Origin of the sequence: Prochlorococcus marinus XMU1402 (assembly GCF_017696205.1) — a bacterium.
GTDB lineage: Bacteria > Cyanobacteriota > Cyanobacteriia > PCC-6307 > Cyanobiaceae > Prochlorococcus_A > Prochlorococcus_A marinus_AC.
This window is the reverse complement of sequence record NZ_JAAORD010000001.1, coordinates 610341-624062: the sequence shown is the minus strand read 5'-3', so window position 1 is coordinate 624062 and position 13722 is coordinate 610341. Positions and strand designations below refer to the sequence as shown.

Genomic DNA, 13722 nt, shown 5'->3' with positions numbered 1-13722 from the left:
AATCCGTTAAATGCAATTAGGACATATAGCTCTTACGTTTAAAGAGGATTCAATTAGTTTAAACCCATTAATTTTTGCTGCAACTTTGCCTGCTTCTAAAACTTCTTCATTTTCGAATTCTTCTGTTCTACCACACCTAATACAAATTAAATGATGATGATCAGGAGTGTCATTACTAAGCAACTCATATCTGTGTCCGCCCTCACTGAGTTCTAATTCATGAAGCAAACCCATTTGCACTAAAAGTCTTAAAGTTCTATAAATTGTTGCAAGTGAAACTTTGGAACTTGATTTAACTAATTTTTCATGTACCTCTTCAGCACTAAGATGATTTCCAGAACCAATATTTTCGAATAAATTAAGAACCTTAAGCCTTTGAGGAGTTAACCTCTTCCCATCTTTATGTAAACCGTCTCCAAGAGGAGATGTGATGACATTGTATTGAGAGGATAATGACAACAATTAACCCACAGCTATTCTCAATAATAACTCTAGATGAGAGTAAAACAACTTTTTCCTTTAAAATGTTTACTAAAGTTGTTCAAAATACTATGTTGAATATATCTTTAAATACAAATGATGAAGGGACATGAAAAATCTTCTGACAAACTATCTCCAAAAGTGAATGCTTTACTAATCATAGATGTTCAGGAAAAAATTATAAGATCAATATTTAACAAGGAATCAATAACCAAAAACATCAAAAAGCTAATAGATGCCTACCAAATTTTAGAAGAAAACATTTTTTTATCTGAACAGAACCCATTCAAATTGGGTGCAACGATACCTGATTTATTGCCTAAAAATGGATTTAAAAAAGTTGAAAAAATGGAATTTAGCTTAGCTAACATAAAAGAATTTTCAGAAGAACTTAAAAATAAGAAAATTACAAATTTGATAGTTTGTGGTATCGAAACGCATATTTGCATTCAACAAACAGTCTTAGATTGTTTACAAAAAGGATTTGTAGTTGTTCTCATAGCAGATGCTATGAGCAGTCGAAATAGGGTAGATCATGAAATAGCATTGCAGAGAATGATTCAGAAGGGAGCGATCTTAACAACTACTGAATCAATAATTTTTGAATTATGCCAAACTGCGGATAGAAAAGAATTTAAAGAAATTAGAAATATAATAATTAGATAAAGAAAAATCAAGACTGGTTTGTTACCTAGAGATAATTTAAAATTTTATTAAAGATAAATTTTTAAGTTCTATTTAAATATGAAATTAGTTACTGAAAACTTCCTTCTGGCAATATCTATTTTTTTTATTGGAATTTTATTGTCAATAATAATTTCAAAACTTTCAAAAATATTCTTCAAAAAGATCTCCAAACGTACAAAAACAAATTTTGATGATTTTATTTTTGAGGTCATCTCGGTAATTGTTAAACCAATAGGTTTTCTCCTCTCATTTTATTTTTCAATTGACTATTTTTTTGCTGATGAAATAACTTTTATCACTGTATTATTGAATATTCTGAAATTATTTATATTGATAATAATTATAAAAGCTCTCAATAAAGTTTTAATAAGATCTTTAACAGAATCGACATCGAAAATTAATGATTCCTCAATCAGCTCAATGATATCTTCACTTACTCCTTTAATAAAAGCATTGACATGGACTATTGGTTCAATCTTTTTCTTACAAAATATAGGTGTTCAAATGACTGCTATTTGGGCTCTACTAAGTGCAGGGGGTATTGGAGCAGGATTAGCTTTGAAAGATCCAGTTCAAGAGTTTTTTGAATACATAACAATTTTACTTGATAAACCTTTTCAAAAAGGTGAGTTTATAAAATCTGATGGCGTCCTTGGAATGGTTGAGAGGGTTGGAGTAAGGTCCTCAAGAATAAGAAGTATCAATGGAGAAGTAATAGTAATGAGCAACAGCGCCCTTACAAATGGAATAATTTCAAATTACGCACAAATGGAAAAAAGAAGGTTAGTGCATAAATTAGGAGTTATTTATGAAACCTCTCCAAAAACTATGAAATTGATTCCAATAATAATAAAAAAAATAGTTGAAGAGACAAAAGATGCGTCTTTTGATAGATGTCATTTCACAGATTTTGGAGACTTCAGTCTTAATTTCGAACTTGTTTATTACATACCAACCAATAATTATCTTGCCGCAATGGAAGCTCAACAATCTATAAATTTAAAAATAATTGAGGAATTCGCAGTTAATAATATTGAGTTTGCATTCCCAACACAAACCTTAAATATTGAAAGTAACAAAGCCAAATGATCGGCAAATCTCTTCACTTAAAATCCAGAGTTTTGATGCTAACTCAGCACTATTTGCTTCATCACTAACATTACTTTTAACTAATTTATGTTTTTTAAAAGATATAAGTTTATTACTTAAATGTAGGAAACCAATATTATTATAATTTTTATCAAGAACAATCTTAGAAAGTATTTTTCCAGCATTTTCTATATTTTCAGAAATCCCAAAAATATCTTTTGCAGCTTTAGAAAAAATTAAATATCCAAAGAGATTAAAACGTTTACTATATCTAAAAAAACCGGAATCATCATTTGGTATTACAAGACCAGGGGCCCAAGTAATTACAGAAATTTTACTAGAAGAGATTTTTAATTTTTTTTCAAGTTCTTTAGCAAACAAAATATTACATAACTTACTATTTTTATAAGCTTCATCAGCATTGAAATTTAAAAATTGCCCAGTTACTTTTTTTCTGAAATCAACTAGGTTATTAAGTCCTGCTTTCTTTCCTATATTGCCCCCTGAACTTTTGGGGTCATGAACATCTGATGATGTAATAATGATTCTAGATTCTTCTTTATCTCTAACAAAATCTTTTAGGATATTTACCAAGTAAAAATGTGCAAGATGATTTACCGCAAAAGTTAGTTCTATGCCTTGTTTTGATACCCTAGGGTAAAAAGAGCCTGTATATTGTAATCCTGCATTTAAAACAACTACATCTAAAAAAATCTTTTTACTAATAAAAAAATCTTTAATTTTATTTATATTCTTTAGATCGGAAAGATCACAATTTTCAATAATGTTTAAAAATTTACCAAGGTGATTTTTATCAAAATATTTCTCAATTTTCTTGAGAAATTCATTCTTTCTAAATTCGTTTTTTATTACAACATATAAATTATTTTTCGTTTTCAGTAAATTAATAATGGCAAAAAACCCTATACCTGAATTACCTCCAGTAATTAAAATATTTTTATTTTTAATCATTTCAATTCCTGTATTATTTTTTATGATAAAAAAATTAATTAAGTTTTTTTTATTTTGTAATCTTATAAATTATTGTTAAAACACAGAAAACTTAGTCACTAGTATTTAAGTAATTTGATTATTATTAATCTACTCTCGTTACCATTAATGGATGGAATATAAAAAAACAATAGCAGAAATTATATTTTGTTCAATAAATTTCTTTAATCATAAGATTTATATTTAATGTCAAAAGAAAGCATGACAGATGTTCTTGTTTTGGGAGCAGGGCCTGCGGGAATGGCAATTGCATCAGCTTTGGGAAAGGAAAAATTAGATGTTGAAGTTCTTTCTCCAAATGGACCAGATGAACCTTGGCCAAACACTTATGGTATTTGGGGGGAGGAAGTTGATCAACTTGGGCTTCAGGATTTACTTGAATATAGATGGAAGAATACTGTAAGTTTTTTTGGGCATGGCGCTTTAGAAGAAAAGGACGACGAGAATAAAGCCACGGAACATTCACTAGATTATGGACTATTTGATAAGAAGAAACTTCACAATTATTGGTTTAATGAATGCAATAAGTCTCTTATTAAATGGCATCAAGGCTTTGCAAACAAAATACATTTTGAAAAATACAAAAGTACAGTAACTACAAGAGATGGCAAGACTTACTCTGCAAGATTAGTAGTAGATGCAACAGGATATGATCCTGTTTTTCTTAAATTAAAAACGTGTGGTCCCTTAGCAGTCCAAACTTGTTATGGGATAGTAGGTAATTTTAGTAAACCTCCACTTAAGAAAGGGCAGTTTGTATTAATGGACTATAGAAATGACCATCTTAACGATGAGCAAAAAAAAGAACCGCCCACTTTTCTTTATGCCATGGATATGGGGGATGGGAAATATTTTCTTGAAGAGACATCTCTAGGTTTAGTAAATCCTCTAACAATGGAAAATTTAAAAGAGAGACTAGAGAAGAGGCTTTCTTATCGAAATATATCAATCACAAGCATGCAACATGAAGAGCTTGGCTTATTTCTCCCTATGAATATGCCAATACCAGATTTCAAACAACAAATACTTGGATATGGTGGTGCTGCTTCAATGGTACATCCTGCCTCTGGATATTTAATTGGTAATGTTTTAAGAAGAGCTCCACTTGTAGCAAAAGCAGTTTCAGAAGCAATTAAAAACAAAAATCTAAGTACCTATCATATAGCTAGAAAAGGTTGGGAAACTTTATGGTCAAAAGAATTAATTAGGAAGAAATCACTTTACCAATTTGGGTTAGAAAAACTCATGAGGTTTGACGAGAAGTTATTGAGAGAATTTTTTGGTAGTTTTTTCCAATTACCTAAAAATCAATGGTATGGTTTTCTAACTGATACTCTTTCCTTAAGAGAGATTGTCTATGCGATGTGCGTTATGTTTATAAAGGCTCCATGGAGTGTAAAGAAAGGTCTTATGATTATGCATGGTAGAGAATTTAAAATGTTACTAAGGATAATTTTTCCAAACATATAGTTAAAAAATGAGAACCATCCTAATAAGTGGAGCCAGTAGAGGTATTGGACTAAATATTGCACATAAAGAATTAAAGGAAGGCAATAGAATTAGTGTTGGCATAAGAGATTTAGAATCATTAAAAGGAAGTGCTATTGATCCAAAAAAATGGCCAGAAGGGAAAATTATAATCAACCAATATGATGCATCAAAAAAAATTACAGCCGAAAATTGGATAAAGAATACCGTAGATAAATTTGGTGGATTTGATTCAGTAATAAATTGTTCTGGAGTATTATCGAAGGTTCCTTTCTTATACAAAGATGGAGATGAAGATGATATTTTAAATACACTCAATATCAACTTTTTGGCAATTTGGAATTTATGTAGGCTTTCTTGGGAACACTTATGTGCCTCAGGTAGAGGAAGAATTATTGTTTTAGTTTCAATGAGTGGGAAAAGATCTAAAGGGGATTTAGCTGCTTATTCTTCTTCAAAATTTGCTTTGATGGGGTTATGCCAAACAATGAAAAATAAAGGTTGGGAGAAAAATATAAGGATTTCAGCAATTTGCCCAAGTTGGGTTAATACAGAAATGGCCCAAAATATTTCTTCCCTAGACAAATCAAGCATGACACAGCCTGAAGATATTGCTGAAATATGCTCAACTATTCTGAAGTTACCTACCCAATCAGTTCCATTTGAAATTGCCTTAAATTGTAATTATGAAATTTAACCTAAATTGAAAATTAAGTAAGCCATTGAAAGCATTGCAATTGCAATAAATAAACCTTTTATTCGATTAGTTAACAATGAAAAAAGAGATAAATCTTCAGAAAAGTATCCGCCAAAACTACCTGTAATAAATAATACAACCATTGGTAGAGATGCCATTCCGAAAGAATAAGATATAGATTTTACAAATCCAAAATTTAAATAATTAAAAATAAAGGAACTTAATGAAAACAATAAAAAAGATGCATATAGAGTTATGGAAACTTCAGCATCTAAAGTATGAGGTAAGCTACCCTTTAATTCAAATTGCTTTTTACATTCTCTAATTTGTCTTTTCGAAAGTTTTAAATAACCAGTTTCAGGGATTCTTTGCGACTTGTATTTTCTTAGTAATCTTGCTTCAAGAGTTTCTGGCTCCTTTGTCATAATTGATGTTAATAATTCATCTGGCTTTAATTTCTTAATTTTCTTTTCAAGATCATCCGTTTTCCCAATCCTATAAAGGTCACCAACTCTAATAAGGTAAACATATCCTGACATTTGCGTTGTAAAATTAATACTGTTCCTACTTAAATAATACTAAAAGAATTAGGGAAATTAAAAGTTTTTACAATATGAAAAACGATATTTTATATTCATTTCGAAGATGTCCATATGCAATTCGTGCAAGATGGGCCCTGTTAATTTGTGAAATAAAAGTAGAGATAAGAGAAATTGATTTAAAAAATAAACCTCTAGATTTTTTAAATAATTCAAAGACAAAAACTGTTCCAATACTTATAAAAGAAAATAGTGAAGTTATTGAAGAAAGTCTTGAAATTATCCTGTGGGCTCTCTCAGAGTCAAAAAAGGAAAACATCAAATCAATTTATTTTCCTGAGGACAAAAAAGAAAATATTTTTGAAATCATTAATGAAAACGATAACGAATTCAAATATCATTTAGATCGATTTAAATATGCTACAAGATATAAGAATAGTGATGAAGAATTTAATTTCACAAATGCGATTAAATTTATAAAGAGATTGAACGATCTTCTTGCAGAAAATAAATACCTTTTTGGAGATAGTCCCACAATCGCTGATTGGTCTATTTGGCCTTTTGTAAGACAATTTAGAATCGCTTGTGAAAGTCAAAAAAGAACAAATTATTTTGAATCCTCAATAAAAAACTGGTTAGATTCATTTGAGAAAAATAGAGAATTTAAATCCTTAATGTATAAATACGAATTATGGGAACCATATTCTAAAAAGAATTATTTCCCATCTAATTAACTTTCCAACAACTTCCTTTTCTCAATTATTCTTGCTAACTCCAAAAAATATCCTGCGGTCCTAAATTTGCCTATATTTTTTTCCTTAAAATCAAGATCGCTTCTGATTTCTGCAGTTTCCGCCATAAGCAAATCTAAATCATTTGATCCAAGACTATACAATTCACCAAGTTCGATTTCCCTTCCGAGTAAATGACTCCTAAACCACTTCCCTTTATTTTCTTGAGGTGGAATATCGTAGGGAGTAAATGACATTAAGATAAAATTTATGCTATTACCATTCTAGGGTTCTTATTGAAACTTTTTCATCTCTACTTTATTAAAAATCAATGCAATAAAAAGAATTGCGAATGTAATTAGGGCACAAATTTCTGTCCAATAATTTAACCCAATTGTAGAAATCATTAATGGTGCAAGAACTGTAAATAGTCCCCCAGAAAGAATTAACTGAGCGAAAAGCTGTTTTGACGTAAAAATTGGTAAAGTCTTAGAAATATTTTTAGGATCTGCAAGCCTTAAAAGAAGTAACCCAGAAGCTACTACACCTGTAGAATTTCCAAACTCTATCAAGCTTTTTTCAAACCAATAATCATCAAAAATAAAGTATGCAAAATAAGCAATGCAGATTAAATTCCAAAATAAACCAAAAATAGTAAAAACTAAAATAAGTATCCAATTATCAAAAACAACTGCAATATCCAAACTCGCCATAGCTGTAAAAATCAATAAATCTGTGGATAAAATACCAATCTCCCTTTGCAGAATATTTGAAATAAATTCTGTATTTCTGGTTTTCTCTAAAATATATCTAATAAGGAGCGAGCCTATAAGGATAAAAGGGAATACTGGCAGTGAAAAAATAATTTCCTTCGAAAAATCACCAAAAGAACTTGAAATATACCTTAAAACTTTAAGGAGTAAAACACCAAAAGAAATTGCCAATCCAGCGAATCCAAGATTTATTATAAAAATTCTTAAATCTGCAAAAATCCCTATCTTATTTTTTTCCTTTGGATTATCATTTTGTACAACAATTTCCTCAGTATCTGAAAGACCTAAAGTTCTACCAAGAAAAATAAATATACTACCCAATATCGAAGAGGATAAAAGACCCATAGTTGCCATAGCCAAACCAAGATCTAAACCATTCGGGAAACCTAGTTTATTAAAACTTTCGCCAATTATTGATGCAGCGCCATGACCGCCCTCAAAACCGACCTCTATTAAACATCCCATTAGAGGATTTATATCCATAGATTGAGGTAGAAAATATCTAACAACTAATCCGCCAACAAAAAACTGTCCAAAACCTAGGGAAAGAGCTAATAGAAATTGATTAAAAATTGGTTTAACTAAACCATTTATATTCGGAATGGGTCTTCCCATCATTAAAGTTGCGAAGACTAATGATAAAAGAGGAGTAGGAAAATTACTCCAAACATTGATTGTTTCTTTTGGCAAAAAGTGTATCGCTCCAAATGGGCCTATAGATATACCTAAAATTCCCGATATAACTGCTATCGGTAAGCCAAACCTCTCAAGTTGTACAGCTAATTTAAATTTTCTCCCAAAAATCAACAAAAAAAATATTATTAACAATCCAAAAAAACTTATTAAAAAAGAATTTGAAAAAATATCTTTATTCTGTAAAGAAAAAATATTCAATGATTTCAAAAACATATAGTTCTTAATCTAAATTAATAAACAATTTTTTTCAAATAAAAAAGGCTCCTGTAAGAGGAGCCTTTAGATATAAATAATTAAATTTAAGAATTAATCTTTAAGAGTAACTGTTGCACTATCAATATTACTGATAGCATTTGTAACTCTCTTGAAGTCAAAGCCTAGTGCTCTTAAAGCGTGCCATAGATGGCCTTGAATAAAGAAGAATCCGAAATAGTAATGAACATTAGCTAACCACGCTCTTGAAGTGTACTCACCATCAGGAAGATCAACAGTATCTACCCAATAAGGAGAAATACTAAATTTCAATTCAAGTGGTTCACCAAAGAATTCAGTTGGATAAACTGTTGTGTTAGCTGCACTCCAGAAGGCTGCAATAATAGCCATCCAGCCTATTCCAGCTAATGACCATGAAAGAACAGCTTCTGCAGATAGAAGACCTTTACCTTTGAATTTGGTATATTCACCAACTTGCTTAGTAGCAATATGCCAAGCTCCACCAGTGATCTCAACGAAAGCAAGGAAAGCATGACCTCCCATTACTTCTTCTAAACTATCAATAGTCAAAAAGTCTGTCTGATGATTCCAAATTTTGGCCAAATTTAATTCATACTCAACCTGTCTTACAGAACCAATAGCTGGATCATAAATTCCATGCACTCTTGCCCATTCGACAAAAGCAATAACTGCGAAACCAAGAATAATTAGATGGTGACCAAGAATAAATGTCAATTTGTCTGGATTATCCCATTCAATATTGAATTTTCTGGCTCTTGCCACATCAGAATCTTCAAGATTTCCAGGAAGAAGTAAAGAATGTAAAAGTCCCCCAGCTGCTAAAACCATAGAAGAGACTAAGTGAACTATTGCTATCGCAAGAACAGGTTTAGTATCTCCCATAGCTACACCATTAGCATCGAACCCTATTCCAAGAGTTGCTAAATGAGGAAGAACGATTAGAGGTTGATGCCCCATTGGGACGCTTGGGTCAAATCGTGAAAGTTCAAAAAGGGTGAATGCACCCGCCCAGAAAACAATTAATCCTGCATGAGCTACATGAGCAGCAATGAATTTTCCTGAGCGATTCGCTACACCTGAATTACCAGCCCACCATCCATAGGTAGTATCTGGATTTCCATAGGTTTGCATTTAGGAATTGATTAGCTTAAACGTTTCGAGAATACTTTATATTTCACCAAACAGTTGAATTAATAACAAAATTGTAAAGGTTAGTAATCCTAGTAATTACCAAACAAAAAATCTTCATAAGGAAATCCAAGAGCAAAGAAGGTAGATTTAATGAAGAAAAATTATTCTCAGAGATATAAGTTTCATAAAATAAACCATTATTTTCCAATTCAAATTATTTTAATAAATTTCATTTTGCTGACATTAAACGATGTTTTGTTTCATTAAACCATCCTTTTTATTGCCTCATTCTCAAACATTTATTAAATAGGAGATAAGACATCTATTATTATGACTACTTCTCAAGAGTCTTCTAGAAAATTTTCACTAGAAATGAAATCTGAAGTTCATTACAAAAAGGCTGCAAAATCTTACAGAAAATCAAAACAATATATAAATATGATTAACTTATATCCAACTTTACAAAACACTCTTATTGAGTGTAAGGATGAGAACCTAATAGAATAAAAATTTAAAATTCTTTTCCAAGTTAATCAAAAAATATTAGTTTTTAGGCTGCATTATTATAATTTTCTTCAGAATAAAATTTATTAATTAATTGTCTGCACATTTTTATATTGTATAAAGCTTTGGGTTTCCAAGGTTTTTTCTGACCGAGTGGAGAGCTTTTCCAATGAATCCCTGGCTTGAGTATTCCATTTTCACGTAAAAAAGAAAGTTTAATTTCAGTTATTCCTAGTTTTTCCGCGGTCAACTCAGATGAGCTCCACATATCCCCTAACATTGAATTAAGTAAATATTATTAATCCTTGATAACGTTAATTTAATTTTTTTGAAAGGGGTAAAACTTTTAAATAATTATTAAGTAACAAAAAACCTTTTATTTACAAAGAAAAGAGATTTGAAAGATTTATATCAAGTTAAGAAATATTAAATAAAGAATCTTCATTAATGAATATCTCATCGATACCCTCTCCTTTATTTATGGATTTATAGTTAAGGTATTCTTCTGTTATCGATTGATGCTTTGAAAGATTGATCCAACCCTTGTGCCAATTTCCACTATTTATTAATTCTTCGTATGTAGTTGTTAGGTTAATTTCAGAATCAAGGACAGAAACCATTAAAAAACTAATATTTCCTTTTTCTTTAGTCTCATTTACTAAAACAAAATGTCTCAATCCATTTATGGTTTTATTAGAAGTCCAGTAATTTTCCATAATTATTTTTTCTTAATATTCCGCTCAGAATTTTTTCTAGATATTTTCATATATTCAGTTCTAATTTCGTCTAATAAAAGTTTTCTTCTATCCATATAGTTAACAGAATCTCGTTTAGATAAGTTATACCTCTCTTTTTTAGTTAAATTCATCCAGTTATTAAGATTCTTTTTATTGAAAGTTGTTAATTTTTTAGCATTCAAAACTTTTTGTTTTCTATTTAGTTTAAGAAAATTCCTTAAATAAAAGAAAATAAATATAAAAAGAAAAATTATCGCAAACTTTAAGAGCATCACTTTGCAAGTAAATTGTTATTTATCCATTTTTCCAATTCAATATCATTCTCAAAAGATATAACCTCTTCTTCGTTCCCATCACATGATTGATCAAAGAGCCTAATAATAAATTCACCTTTAACTGCCTCATCATCACCAATTACAATAATACTTTTAGAATTTATTTTATTTGCCTTTTTAAATTGTTTAGAAAATGAGGCTCCACTTAAATCCAACTCAACTATCAAATCATAATTTCTTAATTTCCTGGATAAATCCAAAGCTAATGATTCAGCAATTAAGCCTTGATTAATAATATAAATATCAGTATTTCTTGGAACTTCAAGATCTTTTCCTGCTAGTAGAATTAATCTTTCTAGACCAATAGCAAATCCAATTGCCGGGGTATTTGGCCCTCCCATTTGTTTTATTAAATCATCGTATCTTCCTCCCCCGCAAACTGTAGCTTGGGAACCTAAAGCACCACTAGTGATTTCAAAAGCAGTATGGGTGTAATAATCTAAACCTCTTACTAAATTAAAATTTTCCACGTAAGGTATTTTTAAAACCTCCAATTGTTTTTTTAAGCCTAAATATCTGTGATGACTTTTTTCAGACAAAAAATCAAATAATCTTGGTGCATTTTCAAGAGCTTTTTTTGTTTGAATATTCTTTGAGTCCAAAATCCTTAAGGGATTTTTAGTAATCCTTTTCTGAGAATCTAAATCTAGAGAATTTTTATTTATTTCTAGCCATTTTAAAAAGGATTTTTGAAAATTTAATCTATCATTAAGATCGCCCAAAGTATTTATTTCAAGATTAAGTTCTTTTATTCCTAATTTGCCTAAGATATCCCAAGCTAAAGCAATAATTTCAACATCACTTCTAACTGAATCGTATCCAACAAACTCAACACCTAACTGATGAAACTGTCTTTGCCTTCCTGCTTGAGGTCTTTCATATCGAAACATAGGCCCCATGTACCAGAGTTTTTGAAGAGAATGTTTAGACAACATTCCATTTTGTATTAACGCTCGAGCAACTGAAGCGGTTCCTTCAGGCCTAAGAGTGCAGGATCTCTCCCCTCTATCTATAAATGTATACATTTCCTTACTGACAACATCAGTTCCTTCACCAATTCCTCTTATAAATAATTCAGTCATTTCGAGTATTGGCGTTCTTATTTCATTAATAGATGCTCTTGCAAGCTGCTCTAATACAATTTTCTCAACGTTTTGCCACTTTATTAATTGATCAGGCAGCAAATCTACCGTTCCTCTAAGATTTTTTAAGTTATTCAAAGTTCTAGAAAATAATTCAAATTTTTTAATTCAAGTAGAAATTAAACTTTAATTAGTTGTTTTGTGGGACAATTTTAATTTAACATTTAGTAAAACTATTGGAAATTAATAAAAATAAAGAGAATCTGCATTGCGGTGCAAAACCAAAAAAAATTGCTTTTGGAATAGCACCCCTTGGTATAGTTTCAGTAGGAATAGTGCCAATGGGAGTTATAAGTATTGGAGTTGTTCCAATGGGTGTATTCTCTTTTGGTGCAGTAGCAATGGGAATACTGAATTTATCAGTAGTTGGGATGGGAATTATCTCTGCTGGAGTTACTACTATGGGGATATGGGAGTACTCACCTAATTCTCAAAACAATCACCATGATCATTCCAAACATTTTTCAAATTCAAATAAGGAAAATATGACGTCAGATTTATTTAAAACTAAAGAAGAAGCTGAACAAGCTGCCTCAAAATATGGATGTATTGGAGCTCATAAAATGGGTAATAAATGGATGCCTTGTAAAATGCACTAAATATTTTCTTTGACAAAAATTCATTAAATATTAATTCAAAATCTCTACTCTAAAACCAAGGTTTTTTGCCTCATCAGTAGTTAATTTTCTTGCCCAAGCTCCTTGAACAGGATTATTCCATCTAAACCCAGCATTTTTAGCTAAAGATCTGTCTTCGTAACTAACTAAGGCCTTGTATAAAAACCGTGGTTCAGTAGCTTTAAGTAAAACTTCCTCTAAATTATCACATTTTTTGAAGACCTCCGATATATAAAAACAGTCAGACAAAGCCCTATGTAGATTCCAAACTGGTATTGAAAAAGATAAAGCTAGATCAGTTACTGAAGGTCTATTCTTTAGTGATTTTTGAAAAGACCAATTAATGTCCTCTAAACTGCATATCCATTTTTTATTAAGTTTAGGCAATCTCCCTTTACCAAACCATTTCTTATCGAACTCTACATTGTGAGCGACAATGAAATCCGAACAGTCAACAAGTTTTAAAAAGAAATTCAATCCATCTTCCCATGGTTGAGAAATATTAGTAACTTCTGCAGAAATACCATTCACATGTTCGGCTTCGTTCTTGTTAACTGGAAATAAAAATGAGACCTGTGATAGTACACATTTAAAAGATACATCAAACAAAATACAACCTATCTCTATCACTTCATCTTTATTTTCATCTAAACCTGTTGTTTCAGTATCAAGAATTAAAATTTTTTCAATTTTCTTATTTTGATTAGTATCACTTTTTTTAGATGGTTTACTATTAATATTGCCTTGAAGAAAATCTAACTGATTTAATTCTTTTTTGTTAATTAGTTCCAATTAGCTGAAAACACTTTCATTTATCTTGACGCATTTAAT

Annotated in this window: 19 protein-coding genes; 8 read left to right on the top strand and 11 right to left on the bottom strand. The window is 30.3% G+C overall.

The genetic code is table 11. The annotated features are described in order from the left end of the window. Positions 1 to 6 precede the first annotated feature (6 nt). A complete protein-coding gene (locus tag HA141_RS03485; protein ID WP_209116938.1) occupies positions 7 to 459 on the bottom strand; it encodes a Fur family transcriptional regulator in 453 nt (150 codons plus the stop codon). Here HA141_RS03485 and HA141_RS03480 point away from each other — a divergent pair. The 3 genes from HA141_RS03480 (at position 453) to HA141_RS03470 (ending at position 2256) form a co-directional block, all read left to right on the top strand. After that, positions 453 to 593, top strand: coding sequence for a hypothetical protein (locus HA141_RS03480; RefSeq protein WP_209116936.1), 141 nt, complete (start codon positions 453 to 455; stop codon positions 591 to 593). The genes HA141_RS03485 and HA141_RS03480 overlap by 7 nt on opposite strands. Continuing rightward, entirely contained in the window at positions 580 to 1146 is a 567-nt protein-coding gene (locus HA141_RS03475; protein ID WP_209117911.1) for a hydrolase, read from the top strand. The genes HA141_RS03480 and HA141_RS03475 overlap by 14 nt, the downstream gene beginning before the upstream one ends. A gap of 78 nt (positions 1147 to 1224) precedes the next feature. Then, a complete protein-coding gene (locus HA141_RS03470) occupies positions 1225 to 2256 on the top strand; it encodes a mechanosensitive ion channel family protein (RefSeq protein WP_209116933.1) in 1032 nt (343 codons plus the stop codon). Here HA141_RS03470 and HA141_RS03465 read toward each other — a convergent pair. Further along, positions 2227 to 3228: an SDR family NAD(P)-dependent oxidoreductase gene (locus HA141_RS03465; protein WP_209116931.1), complete on the bottom strand. Its 1002-nt coding sequence runs from the start codon at positions 3226 to 3228 to the stop codon at positions 2227 to 2229. The genes HA141_RS03470 and HA141_RS03465 overlap by 30 nt on opposite strands. A gap of 225 nt (positions 3229 to 3453) precedes the next feature. Here HA141_RS03465 and crtL point away from each other — a divergent pair, with 225 nt between their 5' ends. Continuing rightward, complete coding sequence (gene crtL / locus HA141_RS03460; RefSeq protein WP_209116928.1) at positions 3454 to 4737, top strand: lycopene beta cyclase; 1284 nt, start codon at positions 3454 to 3456, stop codon at positions 4735 to 4737. 7 nt (positions 4738 to 4744) lie between these two features. Continuing rightward, the gene (locus HA141_RS03455; protein ID WP_209116926.1) at positions 4745 to 5452 is read left to right on the top strand and encodes an SDR family NAD(P)-dependent oxidoreductase; all 708 of its coding nucleotides are present in this window, start codon (positions 4745 to 4747) and stop codon (positions 5450 to 5452) included. Here HA141_RS03455 and HA141_RS03450 read toward each other — a convergent pair. After that, entirely contained in the window at positions 5449 to 5991 is a 543-nt protein-coding gene (locus HA141_RS03450) for a GIY-YIG nuclease family protein (RefSeq protein WP_209116924.1), read from the bottom strand. The two genes, HA141_RS03455 and HA141_RS03450, sit on opposite strands and share 4 nt — an antisense overlap. A 74-nt stretch (positions 5992 to 6065) precedes the next feature. Between HA141_RS03450 and HA141_RS03445 the strand changes: the two genes are divergently transcribed. Then, complete coding sequence (locus tag HA141_RS03445; protein ID WP_209116922.1) at positions 6066 to 6725, top strand: glutathione S-transferase; 660 nt, start codon at positions 6066 to 6068, stop codon at positions 6723 to 6725. Here the strand turns inward: HA141_RS03445 and HA141_RS03440 are convergent. The 3 genes from HA141_RS03440 to HA141_RS03430 form a co-directional block, all read right to left on the bottom strand. Next, on the bottom strand, positions 6722 to 6979 hold the full coding sequence (locus tag HA141_RS03440; RefSeq protein WP_011862645.1) for a hypothetical protein: 258 nt from the start codon (positions 6977 to 6979) through the stop codon (positions 6722 to 6724). The two genes, HA141_RS03445 and HA141_RS03440, sit on opposite strands and share 4 nt — an antisense overlap. A 36-nt stretch (positions 6980 to 7015) precedes the next feature. Continuing rightward, a complete protein-coding gene (locus HA141_RS03435) occupies positions 7016 to 8404 on the bottom strand; it encodes a sodium:solute symporter (protein ID WP_209116920.1) in 1389 nt (462 codons plus the stop codon). A gap of 93 nt (positions 8405 to 8497) precedes the next feature. Then, the gene (locus tag HA141_RS03430; RefSeq protein WP_011818131.1) at positions 8498 to 9556 is read right to left on the bottom strand and encodes a chlorophyll a/b binding light-harvesting protein; all 1059 of its coding nucleotides are present in this window, start codon (positions 9554 to 9556) and stop codon (positions 8498 to 8500) included. Between the two features lie 330 nt (positions 9557 to 9886). Between HA141_RS03430 and HA141_RS03425 the strand changes: the two genes are divergently transcribed. Next, a complete protein-coding gene (locus HA141_RS03425; RefSeq protein ID WP_167315821.1) occupies positions 9887 to 10063 on the top strand; it encodes a hypothetical protein in 177 nt (58 codons plus the stop codon). Between the two features lie 43 nt (positions 10064 to 10106). On the opposite strand, the gene HA141_RS03420 is transcribed toward HA141_RS03425, so the two are convergent. From HA141_RS03420 to hisS, 4 genes are all read right to left on the bottom strand, one after another. After that, positions 10107 to 10340, bottom strand: a complete 234-nt coding sequence (locus HA141_RS03420) for a hypothetical protein (protein ID WP_209116918.1) — start codon at positions 10338 to 10340, stop codon at positions 10107 to 10109. A 136-nt stretch (positions 10341 to 10476) separates the two neighbouring features. Further along, a complete protein-coding gene (locus HA141_RS03415) occupies positions 10477 to 10776 on the bottom strand; it encodes a TIGR02450 family Trp-rich protein (RefSeq protein WP_209116916.1) in 300 nt (99 codons plus the stop codon). A gap of 2 nt (positions 10777 to 10778) precedes the next feature. Beyond that, entirely contained in the window at positions 10779 to 10979 is a 201-nt protein-coding gene (locus HA141_RS03410) for a glycoprotein (RefSeq protein WP_245157264.1), read from the bottom strand. 89 nt (positions 10980 to 11068) lie between these two features. Further along, on the bottom strand, positions 11069 to 12352 hold the full coding sequence (gene hisS, locus HA141_RS03405) for a histidine--tRNA ligase (RefSeq protein WP_209116912.1): 1284 nt from the start codon (positions 12350 to 12352) through the stop codon (positions 11069 to 11071). A 98-nt stretch (positions 12353 to 12450) separates the two neighbouring features. On the opposite strand from hisS, the gene HA141_RS03400 reads away from it, so the two are divergent. Next, the gene (locus tag HA141_RS03400) at positions 12451 to 12873 is read left to right on the top strand and encodes a hypothetical protein (protein ID WP_209116910.1); all 423 of its coding nucleotides are present in this window, start codon (positions 12451 to 12453) and stop codon (positions 12871 to 12873) included. A gap of 30 nt (positions 12874 to 12903) precedes the next feature. Here HA141_RS03400 and HA141_RS03395 read toward each other — a convergent pair whose 3' ends face one another. Next, complete coding sequence (locus tag HA141_RS03395; RefSeq protein WP_209116907.1) at positions 12904 to 13683, bottom strand: 3'-5' exonuclease; 780 nt, start codon at positions 13681 to 13683, stop codon at positions 12904 to 12906. Between the last annotated feature and the right edge of the window lie 39 nt (positions 13684 to 13722).

Bases quoted from the DNA above. Each gene is read 5' to 3' on its own strand.
- HA141_RS03425 (WP_167315821.1), top strand. From the start codon at position 9,887: ATGACTACTTCTCAAGAGTCTTCTAGAAAATTTTCACTAGAAATGAAA.
- HA141_RS03430 (WP_011818131.1), bottom strand. From the start codon at position 9,556: ATGCAAACCTATGGAAATCCAGATACTACCTATGGATGGTGGGCTGGT.
- HA141_RS03455 (WP_209116926.1), top strand. From the start codon at position 4,745: ATGAGAACCATCCTAATAAGTGGAGCCAGTAGAGGTATTGGACTAAAT.
- crtL (WP_209116928.1), top strand. From the start codon at position 3,454: ATGTCAAAAGAAAGCATGACAGATGTTCTTGTTTTGGGAGCAGGGCCT.
- HA141_RS03475 (WP_209117911.1), top strand. From the start codon at position 580: ATGAAGGGACATGAAAAATCTTCTGACAAACTATCTCCAAAAGTGAAT.
- HA141_RS03465 (WP_209116931.1), bottom strand. From the start codon at position 3,228: ATGATTAAAAATAAAAATATTTTAATTACTGGAGGTAATTCAGGTATA.
- HA141_RS03420 (WP_209116918.1), bottom strand. From the start codon at position 10,340: ATGTTAGGGGATATGTGGAGCTCATCTGAGTTGACCGCGGAAAAACTA.
- HA141_RS03435 (WP_209116920.1), bottom strand. From the start codon at position 8,404: ATGTTTTTGAAATCATTGAATATTTTTTCTTTACAGAATAAAGATATT.
- HA141_RS03445 (WP_209116922.1), top strand. From the start codon at position 6,066: ATGAAAAACGATATTTTATATTCATTTCGAAGATGTCCATATGCAATT.
- HA141_RS03450 (WP_209116924.1), bottom strand. From the start codon at position 5,991: ATGTCAGGATATGTTTACCTTATTAGAGTTGGTGACCTTTATAGGATT.
- HA141_RS03470 (WP_209116933.1), top strand. From the start codon at position 1,225: ATGAAATTAGTTACTGAAAACTTCCTTCTGGCAATATCTATTTTTTTT.
- HA141_RS03415 (WP_209116916.1), bottom strand. From the start codon at position 10,776: ATGGAAAATTACTGGACTTCTAATAAAACCATAAATGGATTGAGACAT.
- HA141_RS03440 (WP_011862645.1), bottom strand. From the start codon at position 6,979: ATGTCATTTACTCCCTACGATATTCCACCTCAAGAAAATAAAGGGAAG.
- HA141_RS03480 (WP_209116936.1), top strand. From the start codon at position 453: ATGACAACAATTAACCCACAGCTATTCTCAATAATAACTCTAGATGAG.